Source organism: Cyanobium sp. Cruz CV13-4-11 (assembly GCF_024346055.1).
Lineage (GTDB): Bacteria > Cyanobacteriota > Cyanobacteriia > PCC-6307 > Cyanobiaceae > Cyanobium.
Genome location: NZ_JAGQCH010000003.1, coordinates 138,276 through 163,051, shown reverse-complemented (window position 1 = coordinate 163,051; position 24,776 = coordinate 138,276). Strand labels below are relative to the sequence as shown.

Sequence of the window (24,776 nt, the reverse complement as noted above, 5' to 3'; positions counted from 1 at the left end):
CCGGAGATGGGACACTGGGACGCCATGAATCCTGCTGGGGCCAGCCTGTGAAAGCCATCGCCGTGCTGGGCTCCACCGGGTCGATCGGCACCCAGACCCTGGAGATCGCCGAGGAGTTCCCCGATCGCTTCCGCGTTGTGGCCCTCACCGCCGGCCGCAACCTTGATCTGTTGGTGGAGCAGATCATCCGCCACCAGCCGGAGGTGGTGGCCCTGGCCGAGGCCGACCTGGTCGCCGAGCTGGCCAGCCGCCTGGCGGCCCTGGAACCGGCGCGGCGCCCGGCCCGGCTGCCCGAGCTGGTGGGGGGATCCGAGGGCCTCTGCGCCGCCGCCGCCTGGCCCAGCGCCGATCTGGTGGTCACCGGCATCGTGGGGTGCGCCGGTCTGCTGCCCACCCTGGCGGCGATCCGGGCCGGCAAGGACCTGGCCCTGGCCAACAAGGAGACCCTGATCGCCGCCGGCCCGGTGGTGCTGCCCGAACTGCAGCGCAGCGGCAGCCGGCTGCTGCCCGCCGACTCAGAGCATTCAGCCCTGTTCCAGTGCCTGCAGGGCACCCCCTGGGCGGACACCGCCCGCCTCTCCACCGGCGTGCCGACGCCCGGTCTGCGGCGGATCCAGCTCACCGCCTCCGGCGGCGCCTTCCGCGACTGGCCCGCCGCCGACCTGGCCAAGGCCACCGTGGCCGATGCCACCAGCCACCCCAACTGGAGCATGGGGCGCAAGATCACGGTGGATTCGGCCACCTTGATGAACAAGGGGCTGGAGGTGATCGAAGCCCACTACCTGTTCGGGCTCGACTACGACCACATTGAGATCGTCATCCACCCCCAGAGCATCATCCACTCGATGGTGGAGCTGGCCGATTCCTCCGTGCTGGCCCAGCTGGGCTGGCCCGACATGAAGCTGCCCCTGCTCTACTGCCTCAGCTGGCCGGAGCGGCTGGAGACCCCCTGGCGTCGCCTCGATCTCACCGCCGTGGGCCAGCTCACCTTCCGCGCCCCCGACCGGGAGAAATACCCCTGCATGGCGTTGGCCTACGCCGCCGGCCGGGCCGGCGGCACCATGCCCGCCGTGCTCAATGCCGCCAACGAGCAGGCGGTGGCCCTGTTCCTGGAGGAGGCGATTCCCTTCCTCGCCATCCCCGAGCTGATCGAGCGGGTCTGCGACCGCCACCGCGTCGACCACCACAGCACCCCCTGCCTCGACGACGTGCTGGCGGTGGACGGCTGGGCGCGCCAGGCCACCCGCGAGGCGGCGGTCGCGCTCCGCGTCCAACCAACCCCGGCCCTGTCGGCATGAGCGGGGTTCAGCACCACCTGCTGCTCTGCGCCACGCCCACCAAGGCGCTCTGTGGCGACCCGGCCGTTGGGGCGGCCAGCTGGGACCGGCTCAAGCAGCTGGTGCGGGAGCTGGGGCTGGAGGAGCCCGGCCGGCCCCAGGGGGTGGTGCTGCGCACCAAGGCCGATTGCCTGCGTGTCTGCTGCGAGGGCCCGGTGCTGCTGATCTGGCCGGAGGGCCTCACCTACGGCGGCGTCACCCCTGAGCGGATCGAGCGAATCGTGCACCAGCATGTGATTGGCGGGGAGCCCATTGAGGAATGGATCGTGCGCCGCACCCCCTTCAGCCGCCCCCTTCCCCCCGGCTGAGGCGCTTCAGCCAGGCCACCACCAGCCGGTCGGCCCAGCAGGCCGGTCCGTCGCCAGGGGCATGGAAGCCGTTGTGGCCGCCCTGGGGCGTGATCAGCACCGTGGGGGCCGATCCCGCGCCGGTCGCCGCCTGGCCGGAAACCCTGGCCGCCAGCTGCCGCAGGGGCCCCACCGGCACCCAGGGATCGTCGCCGGCATGCAGCAGCAGGGTGGGGGGCAGGGGCTGGCCTTCGAGCAGGGGGCCCAGGGGACTGGCGGCGGCGTAGTAGGCGGCCACCGAGGCGAAGCCCCAGCGCGGCGCCGTGATGGCCGCATCGAAACCCCGGATCGTGCGGGCACGCCTTGGCCCCACCAGCGCCTGGCGCTCCGCCTCCAGGAGCCCCCCCGGATCGGCCAGGGTCTGCTCCCGCAGGCGCTCCATCAGCCAGCGCTGGTACAACCGGTTGCGGCGGCGCTCGAACTGGTCAGCGCAGACGGTCAGATCGAGGGGACTGCTGACGCAGACCAGGCCATCCAAGCCCATGCCGCCCAGGCCAGCGTTGAGCAGCACCGTGCCCCCCAGGGAAATGCCGGCGCCGAAGAGTGGCAGGTCAGGGGCCAGTTGCCGGGCCCGGGCCAGGGCCGGCCGCAGGTCGTCGTTGCAGATGGCGCAGTAGGTGCCCCGGGCAAGGGGTCGGCCGCGGCCGGCCCCCCGCAGGTTAAGGCGCAGCACGGCGAAACCCTCGGCGGCCAGGGCCTGGGCCAGTCGCCGCGGGCCTGGGCCGTCGCCGGAGCCCCCCAGACCATGCAGCACCAGCACCAGGCCGATCGGTGCTCCATCGTCGGGACGGTCCAGCAGAGCCACCAACTGGTCGCCGTCCGCCAGGGGGATCGGCAGAGCCTCGGCGCGATCGGGGGGAAAGCGCTGGGGGCGCAGGGTATCCCGCAGGGTCTGCAGATCCCCGCCGATCCACGGGGCGCGCTGGCGGAACGGGCTCAGGCCAAGGCGGTCGGGTAGCTGGGACACGAGCGGGGCCCCACCCTCAGGCCGACACCTTCACCTTGCCTACGCCCATGGACCGGAGCTCGCTCAGCAGGCCATTGAGCACCGCCTTGGCATCCCCGAATACCATAGCGGTCTGGGGCATTTCGAACAGGGCGTTGTTGATGCCGGCATAGCCGGCCCCGAGGCTGCGCTTGACGACGAACACCTGGCGGGCCTGGTCCACCTCCAGCACGGGCATCCCGTAGAGGGGGCTGGTGGGGTCGTTCTTGGCCTGGGGGTTCACCACATCATTGGCCCCCAGCACGATGACCACGTCGGTGCGGGGGAACTCGGGGTTGACCAGGTCCATTTCCAGCAGCTGCTCGTAAGGCACGTCGGCCTCGGCCAGCAGCACGTTCATGTGGCCCGGCATGCGTCCCGCCACCGGATGGATGGCGTAGCTCACCTCCACCCCATGGCTCTCGAGCAGCTTGGCCAGCTCCCGCAGGGAATGCTGGGCCTGGGCCACCGCCAGGCCGTAGCCAGGCACGAACACCACCCGCTCGGCCTGTTCCAGGGCCATGGCGCATTCCTCGGCGCTGCAGCTGGTGATGCGGGTGTAGCCCGCCTCGCTGCCGCCACCGCCCACGGCGCCGGCGCTGGCCCCGAGGGCACCGCCGAAGAGCACCGACACCAGGGAACGGTTCATGGCGGTGCACATCACCTGGGTGAGGATCAGGCCCGCCGCCCCCACCATGGCGCCGGCCACGATCAGCAGCTGGCTGCCCACCACGAAGCCCGCCGCCGCCGCCGCCACCCCGGAATAGGAGTTGAGCAGGGAGATGACCACGGGCATGTCGGCCCCGCCGATGGGCAGGGTGACGCCGATGCCCAGCAGGGTGGAGCCGCCCATCAGCAGCCACAGGGGCAGGCCGGAGGGATCGCCGGGCAGCAGCAGGGCCGAGACCAGGCAAAGCACCGCCAGGGAGATGTTGACGCCGTGGCGCAGGCGGCTCTGGGTCCAGCCGGGGGTGTCCAGCCAGCCCTGGAGCTTGGCCATGGCCACGATCGAGCCACTGAAGGTGATGGCGCCGACGAACACCGACACGGCGATCGACACCAGGGCGACGATGTCGGCATCCCCCGTATCGAACAGGGCCACTCCCATGGCCACCAGCAGGGAGGCCATGCCGCCGCAGCCGTTGAACAGGGCCACCGTTTCCGGCATGGCGGTCATGGGCACCCGGCGGGCCGTCACCAGGCCGGCCAATCCGCCGGCGGCGCTGCCGGCGGCGATCCAGAGCCAGGCGATCGGATCGGGCCGGATCTCGATCAGCAGCCCCACCACGGCCAGACCCATGGCCAGGGCCGCCAGGGCGTTGGCCCCACGGGCGGAGCTCACCTTCGAGAGGCCTTTGATGCCAAGGGCCAGCAGGAGAACGGCCGCCAGATCGATGGCGGCGGCAAAAGCATCCATGGAGAACGTCATCGGCTGTCACCCTTGCGGCGGAACATGGCGAGCATGCGATCGGTGACCAGGAAGCCGCCGATCACGTTGTAGAGGGCGAAACCCAGGGAAAGGGCTCCGATCACCAGCAGGGCCGTGTTGTCTCCGGCCTGCTGGATGAGGGTGAGGGACGCCAGCACGGTGATGCCGCTGATGGCATTGGCCCCCGACATCAGGGGGGTGTGCAGGGTGGGGGGCACCTTGCCGATCAATTCCAGCCCCAGCAGGCTGCCCAGCAGGAGCACCCAGAGGGACTGCGTCAGAAGGCTCATGAACGGGCTCCGATGGGGGACAGGCCGGCGGGCTCGACGATGTCGTCGCGGCGGCAGGCGCCGGCAAAGGTGAGCAGACAGCCGTCCAGGATCGGATCCTCCGGATCCAGCCGGAAGCCGTCCTCGCCCAGCACGTGCTCAACCAGGGTGGCGATGTTGCGGGCGTAAAGGGCGCTGGCGTGGTTGGGAACGGTGCTGGGCAGGGCATCGGCCCCGATCAGCAGCACGCCCCGGCGCTCCACCGTGGCCCCGGGGATCGTGCCGAAGCAGTTGCCCCCCTGGGCCACGGCCAGATCCACCACCACCGCTCCGGGCCGCATGCCATCGAGCATCTCTTCGCTGATCAGGCGGGGTGCCGGCCGGCCGGGCACCAGGGCGGTGCAGATCACCATGTCGGCCAGGGCCAGCTGGTCGGCCAGCTGCTGGCGCTGGGCCGCCAGGAAGGCTTCGCTGGCCTGGCGCGCGTAGCCGCCCACCTCGGCGGGGGCCTCCTCCAGTTGCGGCGGGTCGATGAAGCGGCCCCCGAGGGATTCCACCTGCTCCTTCACCGCCGGCCGCACATCCGAGACGTACACCACACCGCCGAGGCGGCGGGCGGTGGCCAGTGCCTGAAGACCAGCGACGCCCGCACCCAGGATCAGCACCCTGGAGGGCTGGATCGTGCCCGCCGCCGTCATCAGCATCGGCACGTAGCGATCGAGGGCGGCGGCCGCCAGCAGCACCGCCTTGTAGCCGGCGATGTTGGCCTGGGAGGAAAGAACGTCCATCGACTGGGCCCGGGTGATCCGCGGCAGCAGCTCAAGGGCGATGGCGGAGGCCCGCCGGCCATTGAGCGCCGCCACCAGGGCGGTGGCGCCGTAGGGGGCCAGCAGGCCCACCAGCAGGGCTTCCTCCCGCAGGCGGCCAAGATCCTCGCTCCGCGGGGGCTGCACACAGAGCACCCCATCGACCGCCCCCCAGGCCGCGGCGTCCCCGTCCCACAGCTCGGCGCCCACGGCGGCGTAGTCGGCGTCGAGGAAGCCGGCCGCCTGGCCCGCCCCCCGCTCCACCTGAAGGGTCGCCCCCTTGACCACCAGGCGCCTGACCGTTTCGGGGGTCGCGGCGACCCTCCGCTCTCCGGGAGCCGTCTCCCTGGGAATCAGCAATTTGACCAACGCGGGGCCACACACACTCCTTCCGCAATAGACAGCCCCGCCGGTGACGGCAAGCAACCGGGCGCCAATGTGCGGACACGCCCACCGGGCCCTGGCCAGCCCAGCAGAATCGGCCCATGGCGCCACCGTCCTTCGATCTGGGTCTGGGCCGCGATGGCGGCTTGCGGGGCGTCGCCGGGACTCCCTGCGGCCCCGAGCCCCGGGCCTGGCAGCGGCGCCTGATCCAGCTGCTGCGGGCCCGGCTGGTCGCGGCGACCCCCGGGGGCCAGGACGTGCTCCTGCACGCCGGTCCCGGCGCCGGCAAGACCCTGGGGGCCCTGCTCGCCTTCCAGCAGTTGCAACGGGAAGGACGGCTGGAGCGGTTCGTGGTTTTTTGCCACCGCAGCGCCATCGGCCGCCAGTGGATCGGCGCCGCCGCCCGCCTCGGCCTGGTGCTGCGGGAGTGGGACCCGGGGGGGGCGCCCCCGGCGGCGACCGGCCAGGGCCTGCTGCTCAGCTACCAGGCGGCCGCCCTGCACCGAAGCCGCCTGGAGCAGGAACTGGTCGGCCATCTCCATGGCCGGCGCTGGCTCGCGATCGGCGACGAGGTGCACCACCTGGGCCTCGATCCTCTTGAACCGAAGGCCACGGCCTGGGGGCACGCCTTCAGCAGCCTCAGCGGCGGCGCCCAGCTGCGGCTGGGTCTCACCGGCACCCCCTTCCGCGCTGACAACCTGGGCTTCTGTTCAGGCCGTCGGATCCGGATGCACGACCAGGACGGTCCGGCCGAGCGCATCATTCCGGACCTCTGCGTCGAGCCCCGGGCCCTGATCGCCGCCGGTGACGTGCGGCCCCTGGAATTCCGCTTCCAGGACGGTTGGGTCGAACACGGGCGTCCGGAGGATGGGCGGGACCGCGAGATCTCCCCCCTGTCGGCGGAGCAGCGGGAGAGCTGGCGGGCCCGCAACCTGCGCCGGGCCATCCGACCCGGGGATCGGGGCGGGATCGCCCTGCGGCTGCTGCTCCAGGCCCGCCGACGCCTGGAGCGGGTAAGGCTGGAGCATCCGGGGGCCGGCGGCCTGGTGGTGGCCCGCGACATCGGCCATGCCGGCAGCATCGCCGACCTGCTGGCCAAGGAAGGGGACCGGGTGCACCTGGTGCACTCCCAGGATCCGGAGGCGGCCCAGCGCCTGGCGGCGTTCCAGGCCGGGGAGGCCGACTGGCTGGTGAGCATCGACATGTGCGCCGAAGGCTTCGATGCCCCCCGGCTACGGGTGGTGGCCTACCTGACCACCGTGGTCACCCGCAGCCGCTTCGTTCAGGCGATCACCAGGGCCGTGCGCATGGACGGGGATCGCTCCGGTCAGGAAACCATCCCGCGCCTGCCGTCCTACGTGTTCGCTCCGGCCGATCCCCTGCTGATCAGCTACGCCAGGGGCTGGACCGTGAGTGAGCCCTACGTGATCCGCCCACGCCCCCCGGAGGTGGCCCCCGGCGGGGGCGGCTCCCCGGGGAGCGGCCAAGGCCTGCCGCTGCAGGCCCTGGCGGACGACGCCGGGCGGATGCTCAGCGTCAGCGGGCCCGTGTTGCCGTTGATTCGACGCCAATTGGCTTAACTTCTCCCCCACTTGGCTTGCCGCCGCTGGCTTTCCTGCAACGATGTGACAACCAACACCGTCGAGGAGTCCACCAACAGCCAACGTGGGCACACCAGGACATCCACCGAGATCACCCCGATGGACAGGCCAAGAGACGATTCAAGCGAACAGGACGCTTCTTTTGATGCTCCCATGGATGCGGCTGTCCATCGTCGTGTGACCGTGGCGGTCTGCTGGGCCCTGGCCCGCCGGGCTGCCCTTGATGGCCGTGAACTGTTCGAAGACAGCTACGCCATCAACGAGGAATTCCGTGAGTGGCTGCTCACCCTGGAAGACCACCCCGAACTGCTTCAGGCCAACGTTCTGATGGTGCCGAGGGATCTGGACCTCGGCCGTCGTCCGGAAACCGACGGCCTGCTGGAAATCTGAGCGGCTCGAGCCGGCCTCAGCGGCGCCTGGGCCCACCGGGACGGTTGCCCCCCGGCCTCGGTCCGGTGGCTCCGGCATTGCGCTCCCGGTAGGTGATGCGGCCCCGGGTCAGGTCGTAGGGGCTGATCTCCACCAGCACCTTGTCCCCAGCCAGCAGCTTGATCCGGAACTTGGTCAGCTTGCCCGCCGCCCGGCAGAGGCATTGGTGACCGGCAGGCTGCTCGAGGGTGACGAGGTAGAACCCGTTGCCCTGCTCCTTTTCGATCACACCGGACGTTTCGATCATGCGGGAAGGCTGGCTTGAGGAAAACAACAGAGTTTCAGCTTAAGCGCCGGCCGTGCCCGCTCCCAAGCCCGTCACACGGTGGCAAGACAGGAGCGATAGGGTCAGCCGAAAGAGCGCCCCTGGCCCCACCCCATGATCCTTCCTCCCATTTCGATGGATCTGGGCCTGCTGCTGATCTCGATCGGCGTGGTCAACCTCTGGCGGGCCCGGGAAAGCGCCTGACCCTGCCGGAGCAGTGACGACGACCCTGCTGCTCCATAAGCCCTACGGGGTGCTCAGCCAGTTCACCCCGGAACCGGGCAGCCCATGGGGCACCCTGGCCGATCTGGTCAATCAACCGGGCGTCTACGCCGCCGGCCGCCTGGATGCGGACAGCGAGGGACTGCTGGTGCTCACCGACGATGGGCGGCTTCAAGCGAGGCTCACCGACCCGGCCCAGGGCCATTGGCGCCGGTATCTGGTGCAGGTGGAAGGTGTGATCACCCCGCCGGCCCTCGACAGCCTCCGGCAGGGGGTGATGGTCCAGGGGCGACGCACCCTGCCGGCCCGGGCCCGGGCCGTGGCGGACCCCGCCCTGTCTGAAAGGGATCCGCCGATCCGCCACCGGCTGCGGGTGCCCACCGACTGGCTGGAACTGGAGTTGCGCGAGGGGCGGAACCGCCAGGTGCGGCGCATGACCGCGGCGGTGGGGCTGCCCACCCTGCGCCTGCTGCGTACGGCAATCGACCTGATGGACGGCGGCCCGCCCCTGGATCTGGTGGGCCTGGCCCCCGGCACCTGGCGCGCCGTGAGCCCCATCGAGCGCCAACGCCTGGCGGCGCTGCTCAGACCAGGGCGTCTTTCAGTTCCCTGACCGTCTGGAGCTGACCGTAGTAATAGTTCGCCCGGGCGCGTCGGTCGGGATCCTCCAGGCTGTCGAAGGCATCGAAGCCCAGGGAGGCCCAGAGCTCATGGCCGCAGGCGCGTGTGAGCTCGGCGATCGCCTCCTCCTCCAGGTTGGCCAGACGCCGCTGCAGGTTCTTGATCTGGGAAATCGCCATGGCCGTCGCCAAACGCTGCAATAGTACACACGAACTGTCGCGTCTTGGCGCTCAGAACGGCAGCTTCTTCTTGGCTTCCTTGTCGAGGTCGGACTCCATCTCCCGCAGACGCCGCAGGATCGTGTCGTAGTACTCCTTGAGGTAATCCTCGAGAAGGGTGGTTTCGGCTGGATCCAGGCCGAAGGCGGCATAGCTGGCCTCCATGGGCGCGGTGAGGGGCTCGCCGCCGCCCACCACCTCAGCGAACGCAAGCCGTTCGGCGACGTTGAGGCTGGCCTCGAAAAATCCCGTGGCCGACTGCATCAGCCGCAACAGGACCGGCGGCACCCGAAACACCCGGGCTTCGCGGCCGCTGTAGCGCTCGCAGAGTTGGGTGATCTCCCCGGTGATCCAGGCCCGGGGACCCACCACCGGGAACGCCCGCCGGATCGTTTCGGGCCGCTCCAGGGCCGCCACGGCGAAACGGGCCACGTCCTGGGTGTTCATGTAGGCGATCGGCGTCGGTGCTCCGCTCACCCAGACGGTCTGGCTCTCCAGCACGGGAATCGCGAACTGGCTGATCAGCCCCTGCATGAAGGCGACACCACGCAGGATCGTGTAGTCGAGGTCGGACGCTTCAAGCCACGCCTCGGTGCAGGCCTTGATGTCCATCAGCGGCACGGACCGGTGCTTGGCCGCATCCAGCAGCGACACGAACACCAACCTCCCCAGACCGACCCGCCGACAGGCGGCGAAGAGGTTCTGCTTGCCGTCCCAGTCGATCTCGTAGGCACTGCCGCCATCGGTGGCCCGGGCCGTGGCGGCATCGATCACGGCCTCCTGCCCCTCCAGGGCGTAATCGAGGCTGGCGGGCTCCAGCAGGTCACCGCGGGTGAGATCACAGCCCCATTCCTGCAGGAAGGCGGCCTTGCGGGGCGAGCGCACCATGCAGCGGACGGTGTGTCCAGCATCAAGGGCACGGCGGGCGATCTGGCGACCGAGGGTTCCTGTTCCACCGACAACCAGAACCTTCATGGACCCCTGCAAAGGAAGCGGGCTGAGCCTAAAGGTGCGTCCGGCCCCAGCGCGGAGCCGGGGCTCCGGCGCTCAGTCGTTCAGGAGCTTGAGCAGCAGGGCGCCGCCCGCAAGCCCGACGGGGATCAGCACCCAGAAGATGGCGGCGGTGCCGAAGATTTCAGAGGCCATGGCCCGGACAGAGGGAAACGGGCTACCTATCTAGCAGCCTTCGTGGCCACCAGCCCCCGGGCCGTGGCCACGATCACCGGCCAGGGGGCCTCGCTGCGCAACTGGCCGGCCATCACGCCGCTGGCCGCCGTTGCGAACCCCTCCGCCCTCAGTGCCGCCACCAGCTGGGCCAGCGGCGGGGGCCCCTGGCCCAGGTGGCGGCCAATCGCATCCACGGGCCAGCAGCGGGGTGTCACGGCCGGATCGTCCTGGAGCCGCTGCAAAAGTCGTCGGCCCGGCCGGTCCAGGTGGGCACCACCCCCCTCCTCGGCCTGCTGCAGCATCGCCGCCAGCGTGCCGGGATCCTGGAGGGGGCCGATCCAGAGCGGGCCGCTGACCGCCAGGGCCGGCCCCTCGCCCGAGGCAGCCCCAGGGCAGGTGCAGGGGCGCCAGCGGCCAAGCCGCAACAGGCTCTGCACCTGCTGATCGCCGCAACCATGGCAGTGGGCCACCAGGCCCAGCTGGGCCTCCTCCCCAGCGGCGGGATGCCGCGCCAGTCGCACGGCCGTGCGGAACGCCCGCCCTTCGCTGAAGCTCAGCAGGGGGGTGAGCCCCCGCCCCATCGCCCAGGCGGTTCGGGCCAGCAGCCCCAGCTGCAGGCGCAGGGCGATCTCCCAGCTGGCGGGGTGGGCCCGGGCGGCGGCACCGAAACGGCGCACGGCGGCGCGGCGGTCATGGCCCGTGGCCGAGCGGCCGTCGGTGCTGGCCAGGTAGAGCACGCCGCCGAAGGCCACCGCCTCCAGGGCCAGGGGAACCAGGGCGGCCGGACAGCCGAAGGCATCCAGGTCCACCAGCTCGAAGCGGCGCCCCTCCACCAGGCAACCGGCCAGCAGTTGCTGGGCCGTGCTGGTGCTCATCTGCCGCTCCACGGCCACGGGCAACCGGGCGAGGTTCCGCTCCAGCAGGGGCAGGCGGTCCGGGTCGGCGTCGTTGGCCCACACCGCCGTGGCGCCGCCCTCCAGGCCGTAGCGGAGGGCCCGGATGCCGCAGCCCGCCAGGCCATCAAGGACCCGCACGGGCCGATCCGGGCCGGCGGCGGCCAAGGTCCGCGCCAGCAGCACACCGGAGTCCCTGGCCGGCCTGGAGGCGGGTCGGAAGAAGCCGTCACCGGTCTCCACCAGGGCCGCACCTTCGCAATAGTGAGGGGGTTCGCTCAAGTCCGGGTCCTTGCCGCAACCATCGGTGTCGTCCGCCGACCCCCAGCCTGCCCCCGGGGAGGCCGCACCGCAGCAGGGAGCCGACTGGGGGGACCACGCCCGGTGGGACTGGCGCGGCCACGGCTGCCACTGGCGCCGCCTGGGCCCCCCTGACGGGCCGGCGCTGGTGCTGTTGCACGGCTTCGGGGCCGCCAGCGGCCACTGGCGCCGCAATGCCGGCCCCCTGGCGGCGGCGGGATGGTGCGTCTACGGCCTCGACCTGATCGGCTTCGGTGCCTCCAGCCAGCCGGGGCTGGACCGCCACCAGGCCCTCGACAACCGCCTGTGGTCGAGGCAGGTGCAGGCCTTCCTGGCGGAGGTGGTCCAGGGGCCTGCCGTGCTGGTGGGCCATTCCCTCGGCGGCCTGGTGGCCCTGACCTGCAGCGTCTACGCCCCGCTGTGGGTGCGGGCCGTGGTGGCGGCACCCCTGCCCGATCCCAGCCTGCTGATGGCCGGGCGCCGCCCCCCGCGCCGCCCCCCCTGGCGACGGCGACTGAAGCGGGGGGTGATCCACGGCCTGCTGCGGCTCCTGCCCCTGGAGCTGGTCGTCCCGCTGCTGGCCCATTCCCCCCTGCTCGACCTGGGCATTCAGTCGGCCTACCGCCACCCGGTGATCGGCGACCAGGAGCTGCGTCGGCTGATCGCCCGGCCCGCCCGACGCCCCGGGGCGGTGCGGGCCCTGCGGGCCATGAGTATCGGCATGGCCCTGCGGCCGTTCCGTGCCACCGCCGTCGCCTTGCTGCAACAGCGGGGTCGGCCCACCCTGCTGATCTGGGGCGCCCAGGACCGGCTGGTGCCGGTGGAGGTCTCCCAGCAGTGCCTGCGGTTACGCGCGGACCTCGACCTGCACGTGGTGCCTTCCTGCGGCCACTGTCCCCACGATGAGACCCCCGACGCCTTCCATGGCGTGGTGCTGAGCTGGCTGGAGCGGCTGCCGACGGGCTGAAGGGCAGGCCTCCCCTGGCGCGTACCTTTGGTTAGACCATGCCGGCTTTGCCTCCGGTCCCCCGCCGCACCCCGATCACGAGCCCGACATGAAGCACACCCTTTCGGTGCTGGTGGAAGACGAATCGGGCGCCCTGAGCCGCATCTCCGGTCTGTTCGCCCGGCGGGGCTTCAACATCGAGAGCCTGGCGGTGGGGCCGGCGGAACACCGCGGCATGTCCCGTCTGACCATGGTGGTGGAGGGTGACGACCGCACCCTCGAGCAGATGACCAAGCAGCTCAACAAGCTGATCAACGTGCTCGGCGTGATCGACCTCTCCACCATTCCGGCGGTGGAGCGCGAGCTGATGCTCCTGAAGGTGGCGGCACCGGCGGAGAACCGCGGCGCCATCTTTGATCTGGTGCAGGTCTTCCGGGCCAAGGTGGTGGATGTGGCCGACGACGCCCTGACTCTGGAGGTGGTGGGGGATCCGGGCAAGCTGGTGGCCCTGGAGCGGCTGCTGGAGACCTACGGGATCCTGGAGATCGCCCGCACGGGCAAGGTGGCCCTGGAGCGAGCCTCGGGGGTGAACACCGAGCTGCTCAAGGCCACCGTCTCCGACAAGCGCGTCCCCGCCTGAGAGAGCAAGCACGTCCCCGCCTGAGAGGGCCTCAGGGCTTCTTCTTGACCAGCGTGCCCCCCTCAATCACCCGGGCCCGGATCAGCTTGTCGCCCTGCTGGATCCGGTCGATCACATCCATCCCCTTGCTCACACGGCCGAACACCGCGTAGCGGCCATCCAGCTCGGGCAGGGCCTGCAGGGCCACGTAGAACTGGGCGCTGGCGGAATTGGGATCGTTGGAGCGGGCCATGGCGATGGCGCCGCGCTCATGGGTGAGGGCCAGCTGGCGCGTGGCGGTGGGGGTGGTGATCTCCTCGCCGTAGCGGGGTTCCTGGGTGCCACCGAGCTTGAGCTCCAGGGGTATGCGCCGGGACTCGCCACTGGCGGGGTCGACGAAACCGCCCGAGCCGTAGTCGCTGGGGGCCACCTTGGGATCGGCGCTGCTGGGGTCGCCGCCCTGCACCACGAAGGGCACCGGTTCCTTGACCACCCGGTGAAACACCGTGCCGTTGTAGACCCCGCGCCGCACCAGATCAACGAAGTTGCCAGCCGTGAGCGGTGCCGCCGCGCCGTCCAGGGTGACTTCCACCGGTCCCTTGCTGGTCTCCATGGCCACCACCGCCGTTCCCTGCAGGCAGGGGGTGGTGGCCGCCTCACAGCCCAGCGGTTGGTTGCCCTTGTCGGCAGCGCAGGCCGCCAGGCCGAGGGGCGTCAGCCCCAGAACCACCAGGAGCAGCAACCGCCACCCAAGGGAGGCCGGGGACCGGTGCTGGTTCATGCCTCGCTGAGCCATCTCAAAGACCCTCCAGGGGAACACCAAGGAAGCGGGCCAGGCGGGCACCCGCCAGCTCCAGATCCGCCAGGGGCATCGGTTCGCCCACCCGGGTCAGGGGCATGTCCCGGCGACCCTGCACGCGCAGGGCCAGGCGTCGCTGGGGACTGAGGCCATCGCGCACCTCCACCTTCACCGCCTGGATCTCCCGCAGGGGGATTACCACTTCGATCAACCTTCGGAAGCCGCGGCGGCTGATGCGGGCCTCGCCAGACCCCCGATCGAAGCGGTTGAGACCCGAGCCCAAATCGATGCTGATCACGAGCCACAGGTAGGTGGCCAGCAACAGCGCCGCCACCCCATAGAGCCCCATCACCAGCCCCTGGGGCACCCAGACCAGGGCGGCGGGGTGACCGATGGGCAGCAGATCGCGGCCAAAGCGGCTGGAGGCACTCGTGAGCACGAAACCCAGGCCACCGATGCTGACGGCGGCCGCCACCAGCAGATTGGAGAGACGGCGGGAGCCGAGCACCGGCTGCTCCAGCACCTGCTCGTCGGCCGAAGGGGAAGCGACGCCGGGCGAAGCCATGCGGGACGAAACGGCATTGGCCCGCCATCCTGCCGTGAAGCGTGCCGGAGTCGTCAGTTTCAGCCCATGTCGTCTGGCACGGGTGGCGGATCAACGTTGTTACCATCCCCCGGTAACCCACAGCCCTGCGGGTCTTCCGCACCGCTTTCCCCCATGACGATCGCCCTAGGGCGTGCTCCGGCCACGCGTGGATGGTTCGACGTCCTCGACGACTGGCTCAAGCGCGACCGCTTCGTTTTCGTGGGGTGGTCCGGTCTGCTGCTGTTCCCCACGGCCTATCTGGCCCTGGGCGGCTGGCTCACCGGCACCACCTTCGCCACCTCCTGGTACACCCACGGCATTGCCAGCAGCTACCTGGAGGGATGCAATTTCCTCACCGCTGCCGTCAGCACGCCCGCTGATGCCATGGGGCACAGCCTGCTGCTGCTCTGGGGCCCGGAAGCCCAGGGTGACTTCGTCCGCTGGATCCAGCTCGGCGGCCTCTGGCCCTTCGTGGCGCTGCACGGCGCCTTCGCCCTGATCGGCTTCATGCTGCGTCAGTTCGAGATCGCCCGTCTGGTGGGCATCCGCCCGTACAACGCCATCGCCTTCTCCGGTCCAATCGCGGTGTTCGTCAGTGTCTTCCTGATGTATCCGCTGGGTCAGAGCAGCTGGTTCTTCGCGCCATCCTTCGGTGTGGCGGCGATCTTCCGCTTCCTGCTGTTCCTGCAGGGCTTCCACAACTGGACGCTCAACCCGTTCCACATGATGGGCGTGGCCGGCATCCTCGGCGGTGCCCTGCTGTGCGCCATCCACGGCGCCACGGTGGAGAACACCCTGTTTGAAGACAGCGACCAGGCCAACACCTTCAAGGCGTTCGAGCCCACCCAGGAAGAAGAGACCTACTCGATGGTCACCGCCAACCGCTTCTGGAGCCAGATCTTCGGGATCGCTTTCTCCAACAAGCGCTGGCTGCACTTCTTTATGCTGTTCGTGCCGGTGATGGGTCTGTGGACCAGCAGTATCGGCATCATCGGCCTGGCCCTCAACCTGCGGGCCTACGACTTCGTGAGCCAGGAGATCCGCGCCGCCGAGGATCCCGAATTCGAAACGTTCTACACCAAGAACATCCTGCTCAACGAAGGTCTGCGTGCCTGGATGGCCCCTGCCGACCAGCCGCACGAAAACTTCATCTTCCCTGAAGAGGTTCTGCCCCGTGGAAACGCCCTTTAATTCCGGTCTCATCTCGGTCGGGGGCAAGGACCTCGACTCCACTGGCTATGCCTGGTGGGCGGGTAATGCCCGGCTGATCAACCTCTCCGGCCGTCTGCTGGGGGCCCACGTGGCCCACGCGGGCCTGATGGTCTTCTGGGCCGGCGCCATGATGCTGTTCGAGGTGAGCCACTTCACCTTCGACAAGCCCATGTACGAACAGGGCCTGATCCTGTTCCCCCACGTCGCCACCCTCGGCTACGGCGTGGGCCCCGGCGGTGAGGTCACCGATCTCTATCCGTTCTTCGTGGTCGGTGTTCTGCACCTGATCAGTTCCGCCGTGCTCGGTCTCGGTGGCCTGTACCACGCCCTGCGCGGCCCCGAGATCCTGGAGAACTACTCCGCGTTCTTCTCCCAGGACTGGCGCGACAAGAACCAGATGACCAACATCATTGGCTACCACCTCATCCTTCTTGGTGTGGGTGCTCTGTTGCTGGTGTTCAAGGCCATGTTCTTCGGTGGCGTCTATGACACCTGGGCCCCCGGTGGCGGTGATGTCCGCCTGATCAGCAACCCCACCCTCAGCCCCGGTGTGATCTTCGGTTATCTCACCCGCGCTCCCTTCGGGGGCGAGGGCTGGATCATCGGCGTCGATTCGATGGAGGACATCATCGGTGGCCACATCTGGATCGGACTGATCTGCATCTTCGGTGGCATCTGGCACGTCATCACCAAGCCTTTCGGCTGGGTGCGCCGCGCCTTTATCTGGAACGGTGAGGCCTACCTGAGCTACAGTCTCGGCGCGCTGAGCTTCATGAGCTTCATCGCTTCGGCCTACATCTGGTTCAACAACACCGCCTACCCCTCGGAGTTCTACGGCCCCACCAACGCCGAATCCTCCCAGGCCCAGAGCTTCACCTTCCTGGTGCGCGACCAGCGCATGGGCGCCAACATCGGTTCTGCCATGGGCCCCACCGGCCTGGGCAAATACCTGATGCGCTCCCCCACCGGCGAGATCATCTTCGGTGGTGAAACCATGCGCTTCTGGGACTTCCGCGGTCCCTGGCTGGAGCCCCTTCGTGGCCCCAACGGTCTCAGCCTCGACAAGCTCCAGAACGACATCCAGCCCTGGCAGGTTCGTCGGGCTGCTGAGTACATGACCCACGCGCCCAATGCCTCCCTCAACTCCGTCGGCGGCATCATCACCGAGCCCAACTCGGTGAACTTCGTCAACGTCCGCCAGTGGTTGGCCTCCACCCAGTTCGTGCTGGCCTTCTTCTTCCTGGTTGGTCACCTGTGGCATGCGGGCCGCGCCCGTGCCGCCGCCGCCGGTTTCGAGAAGGGCATTGACCGTCGGGCCGAGCCCACCCTGGCCATGCCAGACCTGGACTAATCCGACGTTCTCCCTTCGATTCAGTTGCTCCCAAAAGCTTTCTCAGTAGAGAGAGCTTTTTCTATGTCTATAGGTTCAGTGGTGTTCTCGGGGCCATCTTGCTGCTTGGACAACAAGTGAACATCACCGTCAAGCTTCAGGCAGGATTCCACCGGTTCGCATGTAGGCCCGGTCTCATTGATTAGAAACAGATGCTCTTAGGCGAGGTCCTTTAATGATCGTAATTTACCTGGCAACCTATCCAAAGTGCGGCAACTCTGCTCTTGCCTTTCCCTTGATTCTTGCGGGTCAACTTGCTGACTCGTCATATGAAGGATGGGACAGCCTGAGCAAGGTGCGGCGTGCTCACTTGGAAGACAATTCCCTCCCATTCAAAGCCATCAGAGGGGCAGATACAACAGTCATAAAGACCCACAAGATCTTCAAGGGATCCAAAGACCTGACTACGCCCCAAGGTAATGTCAGCAAAGTCATCAGAATTACCCGCAATCCGTTTGACTGCTTGCTGAGCGCTTTGAATTTTCTGCGCCTGGAAGCGAACAGCTCAAGAAGCTTGGCGATGATCAGGCCCACGGTTGAAGCCCTTTTCCCGAATCATAAGCTTATCCGGAGATGGACCTCCCCCAATCAATTCTTCAATCGTTTCAAGATCGATAGCCTAGCTAAGGAGAACTTGCTTGATCTGGCCTTGGAGAGCTTCAGCAGACTCGGCCTCACGCTCCCCTTTTACTACTCCGTTTGCGGAGGATGGAGAACAAATTACGAGTCCTGGGGAGCGGCCAAAGTTCCCGTACTTGACCTCAGATACGAAGACCTGGTGCCAACCCCATCAGTGGGAACCATCCAGTTGATTTCGAATTTCCTAGGGGCCGACGAAGAGCTGCTTACCAGAGCCTTTGAGATCCAGATGGAGAACGTGCATCATCAGAGAAAGAAAGGTAATCCATTTTTCAACCAGGCCAACAAGAGCTACTTTTCCAGGTATTTCTCAAAGAAGGCGTTGCGTCACTTTGTTGACTACAATCAAGTGGCACTTCAGGCGATGGGATATGAAGAACTCAGCCAAGAGGTCAACATCTAGATTGGTCATCCGAATTTCGCAACGGTAGAGCAGTGCCATGGGGTCTCTCTCATCGGCCGATTCCAGGTCGATAGCATCGTTCAGACCGCAGAACTCCCGCCCGGCAGGGCGCAGATCAAGAGCGCCATCTACGCAACACCTCTGATGGGAGAGGGACCATCAGAGCGGGGGGGGGGGGGGGGGCACAGCCCGTGACACTTGCGGGTTGAACCGAAAGCATTCCATCGGATGTTATGCTGCAAATCTGTAATCGTTATTCATGGATCGCCAAGCCGTTCTTGCTTTTCATTATCCTCACAAGACAGGATCCATGTTTGGATATGAGATCCTGAAAAAACTCTCCGCCGCAACCGGCGCCCCTTTCTATTCACCAAACAATCAGCCGGCCAACCATCAGAAGCTTGCGGAAGCTGTTTCCCAGTATGCTTCAGGCCTTGTGCTCCGAGGGCCAGTCAGGGACTTTGAGCTGACAGACGAGCGTTCACTGGATACAGCGAACCTGGCGAACGAAACGCCAGTTTCACTCTTCGACTCTGTCGAGTACTACGCCGTATGCCAAGTGCGTGATCCACTAGATCTGGTCGTCTCGCAGTACTTCTCCCATGGCTGGATTCATGCCATCTATCCATCCATTGACGCCAAGATAAGGGAGGACATACAGGCCGGCAAAATCAGCATCTATGACTACGCAGTAATGGAGTTCCGGGGTGAAAGCGGGTTTGGTGAAGCCTCAATCCTTCAAAAGTATCATCATCTGACTCGGCTTAAAGACCTTCTGGGGGGCCGATGTCTGATCCTCAGGTATGAAGACATGGTGCTTAACTACCCGACATGGTCGCGCCAGATGTCAGATTTTCTGCGCCCTCTGGCAGAGGCGAGGGCTCTGCTTGCAAGCCTCAGGCCCGACTATGGAAAGTTCAGGAGAAAGGAGGGTTTCTGGATTTTTGGCAGGAAACAGCGTTTCTGGTCCAACCCGTTGGACTATGTCGAACAGGAAATGAGAAAGGTGCATATCCGCTCACCGTTGCCCGGCGACCATCTTAACTTTCTGACTCCAGCAGAAATCTCCTCTCTCCGTTCCTCTGCGGATCAGTTTTCCGGCAAGCCATAGCCACCGATCGGCATCCTTCCAACCCCATGGTGTGGGGAGCCGCTGATCTGGTCCCCATCGCGCGATCAGGGAACGCCTGGCCAGGCCGCAGGCCGAGCTGACCTGATCAGAGACCTGGCAACCACAGCCGCAGCAGGGGCAGGCTGAGGCCGATTACGTTGCTGAAGCAGCCCTCCAGCCTCTCCACCACCAGGCCGCCGCGGCCCTCAAGGGCGAAGCCGCCGGCACAGTCCAGCGGTTCACCGCTGGCCACATAGGCCTGGATGTCGGTCTCGCCGAGGGCAGCGAAATGCACCCGTGTGGTCACCACCGCCTGCAGGGGCTCGCCCGTCTCCCCGGGGGCGGGGGGCTTCAGCAGGCCATGGCCGGTGTGCATATCCCCCCAGCCGCCGGCCATGCGCCGCCAGCGGGCCACCGCCTCGGCGGCGTCCCGGGGCTTGCCCCACGCCTCCTCCTGCACCACCAGCAGGGTGTCGCACCCCAACACCCCCAAGGACGGCCAGTGCGCCGGCGACGCGAGCGTGGCGGCCACGGCCAGGGCCTTGGCGAGCGCCAGCCTCTGGACCAGCCGCCGGGGATCCGCCTCCCGGATCCCCTCCTCATCCACGCCGCTCACCTGGATGCGGTGGGGGATGCCGGCCTGCTCCAGCAGGCGGCGGCGGGCCGGGGAAGCGGAAGCCAGCAGCAGCAAGGGGGTCTCCAACGGGTTCTCCAGCCTGCCCGTCGATTGGGGAGAATGGGCGGATGGCACAGGCCGACACCGAGTCCCGTTCGCTGGCGCGGGCCGCCCTCTCCCTCCGCTGCCTCCCCTTCCGCCGCCGCTTCTACGAGGCGGTGGGGGAAGAGCCCCTGAGCAGCACGGAACTGGCCGGCAGCGCCGAGGTCCTTCCCCCCTTCACCTTCCTTCCCCTCAGCAGCGACCGCATCGAGGACCATTTCCTCTGGCTGATCCGGCTGGGGGTGCTGCGCCGGGAAGTGGACGGCCAGGGACTGACCGAACGGGTGCGGCTGACGCCCATGGGCCGGCAGGTGCTGCGGCGCTGGCCCGGCGAGATCCCCCGGGCGGGCCGGCGGGAGCGGATTCTGGAGGCGCTGCGCCGCCACCGCCCCCGCCTTTGAACCGCCCCTACCCCGCCTCCCCCCGGCCGCTGATGGTGCTGGGCACCAGCAGCGGCGCCGGCAAATCGCTGATGACCGCCGCCCTCTGCCGGGTGCTGCGGCGCCGTGGAGAGCAGTCCCTGCCCTTCAAGGGACAGAACATGAGCCTCAATGCCTGGGTCGACCAGCAGGGAGGCGAGATGGCTTACTCCCAGGCCCTGCAGGCCTGGGCCGCCGGCCTAGAGCCCCGGGTGGCGATGAATCCGGTGCTGCTCAAGCCGAGGGGCGACAGCACCAGCGAGGTGATCCATCTGGGCCTCTCGGTGGGCACAGCCCGGGCGGAGCACTATTACCGCGACTGGTTCCGGCCCGGCTGGGCGGCCATCCGAAGAGGTCTGGAGGAGCTCCAGGCGGCCCACCCGGGTGGGCGACTGGTGCTGGAGGGGGCCGGCAGCCCGGTGGAGGTGAATCTGCAGGCCAGGGACCTGACCAACCTGCGACTGGCCCAGTATCTGCGCGCCCGCTGCCTGCTGGTGGCGGACATCGAGCGGGGTGGCGTCTTTGCCCAGATCGTCGGCACCCTGGCCCTGCTGCGCCCGGTGGAACGCCCCCTGATCGGCGGCCTGCTGATCAACCGCTTCCGAGGCCGCCGTTCCCTCTTTGATGAGGGCCGGCTCTGGCTGGAGCGGCAGACCGGTCTGCCGGTGCTGGGTGTGATGCCCTGGCTCGATGAACTGTTCCCACCGGAGGACTCCCTCGACCTGCTGGAGAGGGGCAGCCGCAAGCCCCGCAGCGAGCTCCGCATCGCGGTACTGCGGCTGCCCTCCCTGAGCAACTTCTCCGACCTCGACCCGCTCGAAGCGGAGAGCAGCGTGCAATTGCAGTGGCGGCGACCAGGGGAGCCACTGGAGCAGCCTGATGCCGTGATCCTGCCCGGCAGCAAGCAGACCCTGCGAGACCTGGCGAGTCTTCGCAGCAGCGGCCTGGCGGAGGCGTTGCGGGCCTATGTGGCGGGGGGGGGACAGGTGTTCGCCCTCTGCGGTGGTCTGCAGATGCTGGGCCAGGAGCTGCACGACCCCGAGGGGCTGGAGGGGGAGCTGGCCGGGGACCGGGTGGCCGGTCTGGGCCTGCTGCCGCTGCGCACCGTCTTCCAAGGCAGCAAGGCCCTGCGGCAACGGCGCAGCCGGGCCCTCTGGCCCCCTGGCCCGGGCGAACCGCTGCTGGTGGAGGGGTTCGAGCTTCACCAGGGCCGCAGCGAGCTGATGGATCAGGCCGACTGCATGCCCCTGGCCGAGGATGGCCAACTGGGCTGGTGGGCGGTCTCAGGCACCCAGGGGGGTGTGGTGGCCGGCACCTATCTGCACGGCATTTTCGAGAACGGCCCCTGGCGCCGGCGCTGGCTGAACCAGCTGCGTCAGCGGCGCCAGCTGCCGCCCCTGGAGGAGACCCAACCCCACCACGCCCGCCAGCGGGACGCCCTGCTCGACCGCCTCGCTGACGCCTTCGAGGCCCACATCGATCTGTCACCCCTGCTGGCCGAACCGGTCTAGCGTTCGCGCCCCGATCGCAATGAAGGGAAAGTAAACACCGTCAGCATTCAATCAACCTGACGCAGAATCGTTGCGCTTGGCTTATATTTGCCGGTTGAAGTGCAACAGTGCCTATCAGATCTGGCCATCACGCCATAATGCTTAACACTCAAAGGACGATTCAAGAGCACACTGGAGATGTCCCATCGGCGAAGCTGAACACCATGCCTCCTCACAACAATCTGCGCAGTGATCGGCGCAAGAATGGGCGCCATGTCTTCGCCGCCGCTGCCACCCTCGGCCTGGTCTTTACTGGTTATGGCGTGTTTGTTCCGAGCGCCGATGCGCAGACCGTTTCAGGCCTGAGCTCCAAGTGGGGCCGAGCCTGCAAGATGCGGGTTGTGGAGCAATTCGATGTTCCCAATTCGGATGCTGTCGTGAATCTGGGTGCCACCGAACAAAAGAGCATCGACGAAGGCAACACCTCCCTGGCTGACGCCCAGAAGTACGGCCTCAGCTTCAACTGGGAGGTCCGCGGCAAGAAGATCAGCGGCTACTGCAACGTCGACGGAAAGGGCAAGATCACGGAATTCAAGCAGGGCCTCTGAGTCCTGGGGTCAGCCACCGTCCTGTGATCGCTTCCAGGGGCCGCACCCCTGATCGCTGCGAAGCCGCTAGATTCGCAGCAACGTCAGTCCAGACCCATCGGCCTTCCCCGCCCTGCCATCACCATCGCGTGGCCGGACGGGCTGACCACCTCAGCCATCCCGGGCCAGGACTGGCTGGAAGCCGCGCGTCAGGCGGCTGTGGTGATCCCCACAGGTTGCCTGGGGGGCAGCTGCGGCGCCTGTGAGATCGAGGTCAACGGACGCCTGGTGCGGGCCTGCATCGCCACCGTGCCATCGAGCGCAAGCGGCCGGCTGATGGTGAGTCTGGCCAGCGATCCCTTCTGGTAGCGCGTGTGAGCTCCATTCCCCGGTGCCACATCCTGTCGCTCGATTTCCAGGATCTCGATGTGATCTGGAACGTGCGGCTGTTCTACCTGGCTGCAGGCTTTTCGCTGATCCGCCAGTGGGTCAGCTCAGGTCCGGAGCTGCTGGTGATCCTGCGGGGCGATCCCGGCCTGTCCCACCAGGACTATGGCGGGACCGTCCATGTCTACGACTACGTCAAGGAGCTCCAGGTGGACTGGCGCTCCCGATTTCCCCACGCCCGTGAGATTCGGCTGATTTCGCTCCTCCGGCCAGCCGTGTTGCCCGAAGGAGTCCGCTGGGTGCAGGGGTATCTGCCAGTGGTTCCGGAGTTCTGGCAGCTGCTTCCGTTCCGCAAACGGGCCGGCAGGCCCCTGCACATCGCCAACTTCAAACCGATGGGCGACGACCCCTACCAGCAGGATCTGGCCCGTCTGGCCCGCAGGGGACTGGTGGAAGTCCATGGCAGCCACTGGGACAGGCTCGGCTTGAGCACCCACGGGCTCAGCTATCTGGAGGCAAACCGGCTGCTGGCGGGAGCCAGTTGCTGCTACGGGCTCATGTATCCCTACCAACGGGGCACCACCCTCTCCGGCCGGATGTGGCAAGCGCCCCTGCATGGGTGCCTGGTGATCAGCGAAGAGGGCACCAATCCCTTCGGGCTGCCGGGCCTGCTCGAGGTGGAGCGCTTTGCTCCGGACACGCTGTTGAGCGCGTCTTCGATCCGGGAGTGCTGGCAGGTCCGGATGGAGGCCACCCGCTTCTGGCAGGGGGCCACCGCCGAGCTGGCCCGCCAACTGGACCTGCCGACCTACCGGGGGCCGTCGGCCGCCCAGCTGGCGACCTGCAGGCGGGACAGGCGGTCCCAGCACTGGCGGCTGGTCTGGGGTCGACGGCTCCATCGGCTGGGGCACTGGCTGAGCCCTCCCCCGATCAGCTGCTGGTGGCGCCGGCGTCAATGGATGCTCCGGGGACTGGGGCGAGTCCTGGGCGCTGGCGCCAGTCCAGGCAGCGGTTCGACGGACCACTGAAATCCCCTTTCCGCCACACCGTTCGCCCGACAGCGTGGAAAGCGAACCCTTGGAACTTCGATGTCAGCGTGCAGGCGCTACGATGACGTGACGTAAAACGCTAGGTAGACATCTCGATGGCCTTACCAACAGTCCTGAAGCGTGCTGTTCCCAGCAACGTGCAATCGGCGGTAAAGCGTTTGCTCTGGCCTGAGTATTCCCCCAAGCCTCCCGGTCAGAAAGTCATTGAATTCTGGGTGGATGTGGTGAGTGGATGCAACCTCCGTTGCACGGCCTGTCCCGTCGGCATGCCCGAGTACACCAACAGCATCGGCCAGAAGCTGACGGAGATGCCGATTGAGTTGTTCGAAAAAATCTGCCTCAAGGCGAAGGCAGATACCGAGGGCAACTGCCGGTTCGGCTTGTACAACTGGACAGAGCCCACCCTCCACTCCAAGCTCCATGAGCTGATTGCCTGCGCCGAGAGTCATGGCGTCCCCTGCGGGATCTCTTCCAATCTCAATTACGACTACGACTGGTCTCTACTAAAACCACTGCATCTCTGGAACTTCACGATCACGGTGTCGGGCTTCACCCAGCGCACCTATCAAATCAATCACAAGGGAGGACGGATTGAACCTGTCCTCGCCAATCTGATCCGGATCTCGGAGACCCTGGGCGACTGGGAATGCTACAAGAATATTGATGTGCGCTACCTGGTGCACAAGCAAAACCAGCACGAAGTGCATCTGTTCAAGCATTTTTGCGACAAACTGGGGATGAAGTTCTCCCCCTACCACGCTTACTACATGCCGATCGACAAGATGTTTGATGGCTTGGAAGAGGTTCCCCCAGAACTGGAATACATCTATTACAGTCCCCAGCTCATACAGCAGGCCATCGGCAACCACCGATCCCAGAATTGCTTCATGCGCGAATCCCAGGTCTGCCTGAATCACGAAGGAAACTTCTCTGTCTGCTGCGTGCAGTCCCCTTCAGCCTCCTCAATCGCCAACTATCTCGACACGCCCTACAAGGTGATGCAGACGCATCGCTATGCGAGCGATCTCTGCAAGAAATGCACCAGCAGCGGCATCAATATCTTTGCCACCTATGGCATGCAGGAACCACCAGAAATCCAGCAGTCCATCGAGGATCTCCTGCCCGTGGATCTCAAGGATTTCCGCTAA

General features: G+C 67.2%; 29 protein-coding genes. 17 read left to right on the top strand and 12 right to left on the bottom strand.

The window, feature by feature from the left end:
• Positions 1 to 47: 47 nt before the first annotated feature.
• A complete protein-coding gene (locus tag KBZ12_RS03865; RefSeq protein WP_254956444.1) occupies positions 48 to 1,298 on the top strand; it encodes a 1-deoxy-D-xylulose-5-phosphate reductoisomerase in 1,251 nt (416 codons plus the stop codon).
• Complete coding sequence (locus KBZ12_RS03860; protein ID WP_254956441.1) at positions 1,295 to 1,645, top strand: ferredoxin; 351 nt, start codon at positions 1,295 to 1,297, stop codon at positions 1,643 to 1,645. Before KBZ12_RS03865 ends, KBZ12_RS03860 begins: the two co-directional genes overlap by 4 nt.
• On the opposite strand, the gene KBZ12_RS03855 is transcribed toward KBZ12_RS03860, so the two are convergent.
• The 4 genes from KBZ12_RS03855 to KBZ12_RS03840 are packed head-to-tail and all read right to left on the bottom strand — an operon-like array spanning position 1,620 to position 5,542.
• Positions 1,620 to 2,651: an alpha/beta fold hydrolase gene (locus KBZ12_RS03855; protein WP_254956439.1), complete on the bottom strand. Its 1,032-nt coding sequence runs from the start codon at positions 2,649 to 2,651 to the stop codon at positions 1,620 to 1,622. The two genes, KBZ12_RS03860 and KBZ12_RS03855, sit on opposite strands and share 26 nt — an antisense overlap.
• A gap of 16 nt (positions 2,652 to 2,667) precedes the next feature.
• On the bottom strand, positions 2,668 to 4,098 hold the full coding sequence (locus tag KBZ12_RS03850) for an NAD(P)(+) transhydrogenase (Re/Si-specific) subunit beta (RefSeq protein WP_254956437.1): 1,431 nt from the start codon (positions 4,096 to 4,098) through the stop codon (positions 2,668 to 2,670).
• Positions 4,095 to 4,388, bottom strand: coding sequence for an NAD(P) transhydrogenase subunit alpha (locus KBZ12_RS03845; RefSeq protein WP_015108787.1), 294 nt, complete (start codon positions 4,386 to 4,388; stop codon positions 4,095 to 4,097). The genes KBZ12_RS03850 and KBZ12_RS03845 overlap by 4 nt, the downstream gene beginning before the upstream one ends.
• Positions 4,385 to 5,542 (bottom strand): NAD(P) transhydrogenase subunit alpha, encoded by a 1,158-nt coding sequence (locus KBZ12_RS03840; protein ID WP_254956436.1) that lies wholly within the window; start codon positions 5,540 to 5,542, stop codon positions 4,385 to 4,387. Before KBZ12_RS03840 ends, KBZ12_RS03845 begins: the two co-directional genes overlap by 4 nt.
• A gap of 116 nt (positions 5,543 to 5,658) precedes the next feature.
• Here KBZ12_RS03840 and KBZ12_RS03835 point away from each other — a divergent pair, with 116 nt between their 5' ends.
• Together KBZ12_RS03835 and KBZ12_RS03830 are read left to right on the top strand one after the other, a co-directional pair.
• Positions 5,659 to 7,137 carry a DEAD/DEAH box helicase gene (locus KBZ12_RS03835; protein ID WP_254956434.1) on the top strand — a complete coding sequence of 493 codons (1,479 nt, stop codon included), beginning with the start codon at positions 5,659 to 5,661 and terminating at the stop codon, positions 7,135 to 7,137.
• A gap of 174 nt (positions 7,138 to 7,311) precedes the next feature.
• Complete coding sequence (locus KBZ12_RS03830; RefSeq protein ID WP_254956433.1) at positions 7,312 to 7,548, top strand: hypothetical protein; 237 nt, start codon at positions 7,312 to 7,314, stop codon at positions 7,546 to 7,548.
• A gap of 16 nt (positions 7,549 to 7,564) precedes the next feature.
• On the opposite strand, the gene infA is transcribed toward KBZ12_RS03830, so the two are convergent.
• A complete protein-coding gene (gene infA, locus KBZ12_RS03825; protein WP_015108791.1) occupies positions 7,565 to 7,834 on the bottom strand; it encodes a translation initiation factor IF-1 in 270 nt (89 codons plus the stop codon).
• 235 nt (positions 7,835 to 8,069) lie between these two features.
• Here infA and KBZ12_RS03820 point away from each other — a divergent pair, with 235 nt between their 5' ends.
• Positions 8,070 to 8,687 carry a pseudouridine synthase gene (locus KBZ12_RS03820; protein ID WP_254956432.1) on the top strand — a complete coding sequence of 206 codons (618 nt, stop codon included), beginning with the start codon at positions 8,070 to 8,072 and terminating at the stop codon, positions 8,685 to 8,687.
• Here the strand turns inward: KBZ12_RS03820 and KBZ12_RS03815 are convergent.
• The 4 genes from KBZ12_RS03815 to KBZ12_RS03800 all read right to left on the bottom strand — a co-directional run bounded on the left by KBZ12_RS03815 (position 8,659) and on the right by KBZ12_RS03800 (position 11,255).
• Complete coding sequence (locus KBZ12_RS03815; RefSeq protein ID WP_254956431.1) at positions 8,659 to 8,874, bottom strand: hypothetical protein; 216 nt, start codon at positions 8,872 to 8,874, stop codon at positions 8,659 to 8,661. The genes KBZ12_RS03820 and KBZ12_RS03815 overlap by 29 nt on opposite strands.
• 51 nt (positions 8,875 to 8,925) lie before the next feature.
• Positions 8,926 to 9,888 carry an NAD(P)H-binding protein gene (locus tag KBZ12_RS03810; protein ID WP_254956430.1) on the bottom strand — a complete coding sequence of 321 codons (963 nt, stop codon included), beginning with the start codon at positions 9,886 to 9,888 and terminating at the stop codon, positions 8,926 to 8,928.
• A gap of 72 nt (positions 9,889 to 9,960) precedes the next feature.
• A complete protein-coding gene (petM, locus tag KBZ12_RS03805) occupies positions 9,961 to 10,059 on the bottom strand; it encodes a cytochrome b6-f complex subunit PetM (protein WP_015108796.1) in 99 nt (32 codons plus the stop codon).
• A 26-nt stretch (positions 10,060 to 10,085) separates the two neighbouring features.
• Positions 10,086 to 11,255: a N2,N2-dimethylguanosine tRNA methyltransferase gene (locus KBZ12_RS03800; protein ID WP_254956429.1), complete on the bottom strand. Its 1,170-nt coding sequence runs from the start codon at positions 11,253 to 11,255 to the stop codon at positions 10,086 to 10,088.
• 25 nt (positions 11,256 to 11,280) lie between these two features.
• Between KBZ12_RS03800 and KBZ12_RS03795 the strand changes: the two genes are divergently transcribed.
• The gene (locus KBZ12_RS03795; RefSeq protein WP_254956427.1) at positions 11,281 to 12,240 is read left to right on the top strand and encodes an alpha/beta fold hydrolase; all 960 of its coding nucleotides are present in this window, start codon (positions 11,281 to 11,283) and stop codon (positions 12,238 to 12,240) included.
• 88 nt (positions 12,241 to 12,328) lie between these two features.
• Positions 12,329 to 12,859, top strand: a complete 531-nt coding sequence (gene ilvN / locus KBZ12_RS03790) for an acetolactate synthase small subunit (protein ID WP_094583928.1) — start codon at positions 12,329 to 12,331, stop codon at positions 12,857 to 12,859.
• A 31-nt stretch (positions 12,860 to 12,890) separates the two neighbouring features.
• Here ilvN and KBZ12_RS03785 read toward each other — a convergent pair whose 3' ends face one another.
• Together KBZ12_RS03785 and KBZ12_RS03780 are read right to left on the bottom strand one after the other, a co-directional pair.
• Entirely contained in the window at positions 12,891 to 13,634 is a 744-nt protein-coding gene (locus tag KBZ12_RS03785; RefSeq protein ID WP_254956425.1) for a peptidylprolyl isomerase, read from the bottom strand.
• Between the two features lies 1 nt (position 13,635).
• Positions 13,636 to 14,202 (bottom strand): photosystem I assembly protein Ycf4, encoded by a 567-nt coding sequence (locus KBZ12_RS03780; protein ID WP_254956424.1) that lies wholly within the window; start codon positions 14,200 to 14,202, stop codon positions 13,636 to 13,638.
• Between the two features lie 153 nt (positions 14,203 to 14,355).
• Here KBZ12_RS03780 and psbD point away from each other — a divergent pair, with 153 nt between their 5' ends.
• The 4 genes from psbD to KBZ12_RS03760 all read left to right on the top strand — a co-directional run bounded on the left by psbD (position 14,356) and on the right by KBZ12_RS03760 (position 18,978).
• On the top strand, positions 14,356 to 15,414 hold the full coding sequence (psbD, locus tag KBZ12_RS03775; RefSeq protein WP_015108802.1) for a photosystem II D2 protein (photosystem q(a) protein): 1,059 nt from the start codon (positions 14,356 to 14,358) through the stop codon (positions 15,412 to 15,414).
• A complete protein-coding gene (gene psbC / locus KBZ12_RS03770) occupies positions 15,398 to 16,786 on the top strand; it encodes a photosystem II reaction center protein CP43 (RefSeq protein ID WP_254956422.1) in 1,389 nt (462 codons plus the stop codon). The genes psbD and psbC overlap by 17 nt, the downstream gene beginning before the upstream one ends.
• 214 nt (positions 16,787 to 17,000) lie before the next feature.
• Complete coding sequence (locus KBZ12_RS03765; protein ID WP_254956420.1) at positions 17,001 to 17,867, top strand: sulfotransferase domain-containing protein; 867 nt, start codon at positions 17,001 to 17,003, stop codon at positions 17,865 to 17,867.
• Between the two features lie 259 nt (positions 17,868 to 18,126).
• Positions 18,127 to 18,978, top strand: coding sequence for a sulfotransferase (locus KBZ12_RS03760; protein ID WP_254956418.1), 852 nt, complete (start codon positions 18,127 to 18,129; stop codon positions 18,976 to 18,978).
• 106 nt (positions 18,979 to 19,084) lie between these two features.
• Here KBZ12_RS03760 and KBZ12_RS03755 read toward each other — a convergent pair whose 3' ends face one another.
• Positions 19,085 to 19,669 (bottom strand): nucleoside triphosphate pyrophosphatase, encoded by a 585-nt coding sequence (locus KBZ12_RS03755; protein WP_254956519.1) that lies wholly within the window; start codon positions 19,667 to 19,669, stop codon positions 19,085 to 19,087.
• A gap of 53 nt (positions 19,670 to 19,722) precedes the next feature.
• On the opposite strand from KBZ12_RS03755, the gene KBZ12_RS03750 reads away from it, so the two are divergent.
• The 6 genes from KBZ12_RS03750 (at position 19,723) to KBZ12_RS03725 (ending at position 24,776) form a co-directional block, all read left to right on the top strand.
• Positions 19,723 to 20,097 (top strand): Npun_F0494 family protein, encoded by a 375-nt coding sequence (locus KBZ12_RS03750; RefSeq protein ID WP_254956416.1) that lies wholly within the window; start codon positions 19,723 to 19,725, stop codon positions 20,095 to 20,097.
• 32 nt (positions 20,098 to 20,129) lie between these two features.
• Positions 20,130 to 21,626: a cobyric acid synthase gene (locus tag KBZ12_RS03745; protein WP_254956509.1), complete on the top strand. Its 1,497-nt coding sequence runs from the start codon at positions 20,130 to 20,132 to the stop codon at positions 21,624 to 21,626.
• 203 nt (positions 21,627 to 21,829) lie between these two features.
• Positions 21,830 to 22,213 carry a hypothetical protein gene (locus KBZ12_RS03740; RefSeq protein WP_254956413.1) on the top strand — a complete coding sequence of 128 codons (384 nt, stop codon included), beginning with the start codon at positions 21,830 to 21,832 and terminating at the stop codon, positions 22,211 to 22,213.
• Positions 22,214 to 22,336: 123 nt separating this feature from the next.
• A complete protein-coding gene (locus KBZ12_RS03735) occupies positions 22,337 to 22,561 on the top strand; it encodes a 2Fe-2S iron-sulfur cluster-binding protein (protein WP_254956507.1) in 225 nt (74 codons plus the stop codon).
• Positions 22,562 to 22,566: 5 nt separating this feature from the next.
• On the top strand, positions 22,567 to 23,607 hold the full coding sequence (locus tag KBZ12_RS03730; RefSeq protein ID WP_254956410.1) for a hypothetical protein: 1,041 nt from the start codon (positions 22,567 to 22,569) through the stop codon (positions 23,605 to 23,607).
• Between the two features lie 116 nt (positions 23,608 to 23,723).
• Positions 23,724 to 24,776 carry a radical SAM protein gene (locus KBZ12_RS03725; protein ID WP_254956408.1) on the top strand — a complete coding sequence of 351 codons (1,053 nt, stop codon included), beginning with the start codon at positions 23,724 to 23,726 and terminating at the stop codon, positions 24,774 to 24,776.

Excerpts from the sequence above, each read along its gene's own strand:
- KBZ12_RS03780 (WP_254956424.1), bottom strand. The coding sequence starts at position 14,202 with ATGGCTTCGCCCGGCGTCGCTTCCCCTTCGGCCGACGAGCAGGTGCTG.
- KBZ12_RS03785 (WP_254956425.1), bottom strand. The coding sequence starts at position 13,634 with ATGGCTCAGCGAGGCATGAACCAGCACCGGTCCCCGGCCTCCCTTGGG.
- KBZ12_RS03815 (WP_254956431.1), bottom strand. The coding sequence starts at position 8,874 with ATGGCGATTTCCCAGATCAAGAACCTGCAGCGGCGTCTGGCCAACCTG.
- petM (WP_015108796.1), bottom strand. The coding sequence starts at position 10,059 with ATGGCCTCTGAAATCTTCGGCACCGCCGCCATCTTCTGGGTGCTGATC.
- KBZ12_RS03750 (WP_254956416.1), top strand. The coding sequence starts at position 19,723 with ATGGCACAGGCCGACACCGAGTCCCGTTCGCTGGCGCGGGCCGCCCTC.
- psbD (WP_015108802.1), top strand. The coding sequence starts at position 14,356 with ATGACGATCGCCCTAGGGCGTGCTCCGGCCACGCGTGGATGGTTCGAC.
- KBZ12_RS03845 (WP_015108787.1), bottom strand. The coding sequence starts at position 4,388 with ATGAGCCTTCTGACGCAGTCCCTCTGGGTGCTCCTGCTGGGCAGCCTG.
- KBZ12_RS03760 (WP_254956418.1), top strand. The coding sequence starts at position 18,127 with ATGGATCGCCAAGCCGTTCTTGCTTTTCATTATCCTCACAAGACAGGA.
- KBZ12_RS03765 (WP_254956420.1), top strand. The coding sequence starts at position 17,001 with ATGATCGTAATTTACCTGGCAACCTATCCAAAGTGCGGCAACTCTGCT.
- KBZ12_RS03850 (WP_254956437.1), bottom strand. The coding sequence starts at position 4,098 with ATGACGTTCTCCATGGATGCTTTTGCCGCCGCCATCGATCTGGCGGCC.
- ilvN (WP_094583928.1), top strand. The coding sequence starts at position 12,329 with ATGAAGCACACCCTTTCGGTGCTGGTGGAAGACGAATCGGGCGCCCTG.
- KBZ12_RS03830 (WP_254956433.1), top strand. The coding sequence starts at position 7,312 with ATGGATGCGGCTGTCCATCGTCGTGTGACCGTGGCGGTCTGCTGGGCC.
- KBZ12_RS03745 (WP_254956509.1), top strand. The coding sequence starts at position 20,130 with ATGGTGCTGGGCACCAGCAGCGGCGCCGGCAAATCGCTGATGACCGCC.
- KBZ12_RS03860 (WP_254956441.1), top strand. The coding sequence starts at position 1,295 with ATGAGCGGGGTTCAGCACCACCTGCTGCTCTGCGCCACGCCCACCAAG.
- infA (WP_015108791.1), bottom strand. The coding sequence starts at position 7,834 with ATGATCGAAACGTCCGGTGTGATCGAAAAGGAGCAGGGCAACGGGTTC.
- KBZ12_RS03725 (WP_254956408.1), top strand. The coding sequence starts at position 23,724 with ATGGCCTTACCAACAGTCCTGAAGCGTGCTGTTCCCAGCAACGTGCAA.
- KBZ12_RS03835 (WP_254956434.1), top strand. The coding sequence starts at position 5,659 with ATGGCGCCACCGTCCTTCGATCTGGGTCTGGGCCGCGATGGCGGCTTG.
- KBZ12_RS03740 (WP_254956413.1), top strand. The coding sequence starts at position 21,830 with ATGCCTCCTCACAACAATCTGCGCAGTGATCGGCGCAAGAATGGGCGC.
- KBZ12_RS03810 (WP_254956430.1), bottom strand. The coding sequence starts at position 9,888 with ATGAAGGTTCTGGTTGTCGGTGGAACAGGAACCCTCGGTCGCCAGATC.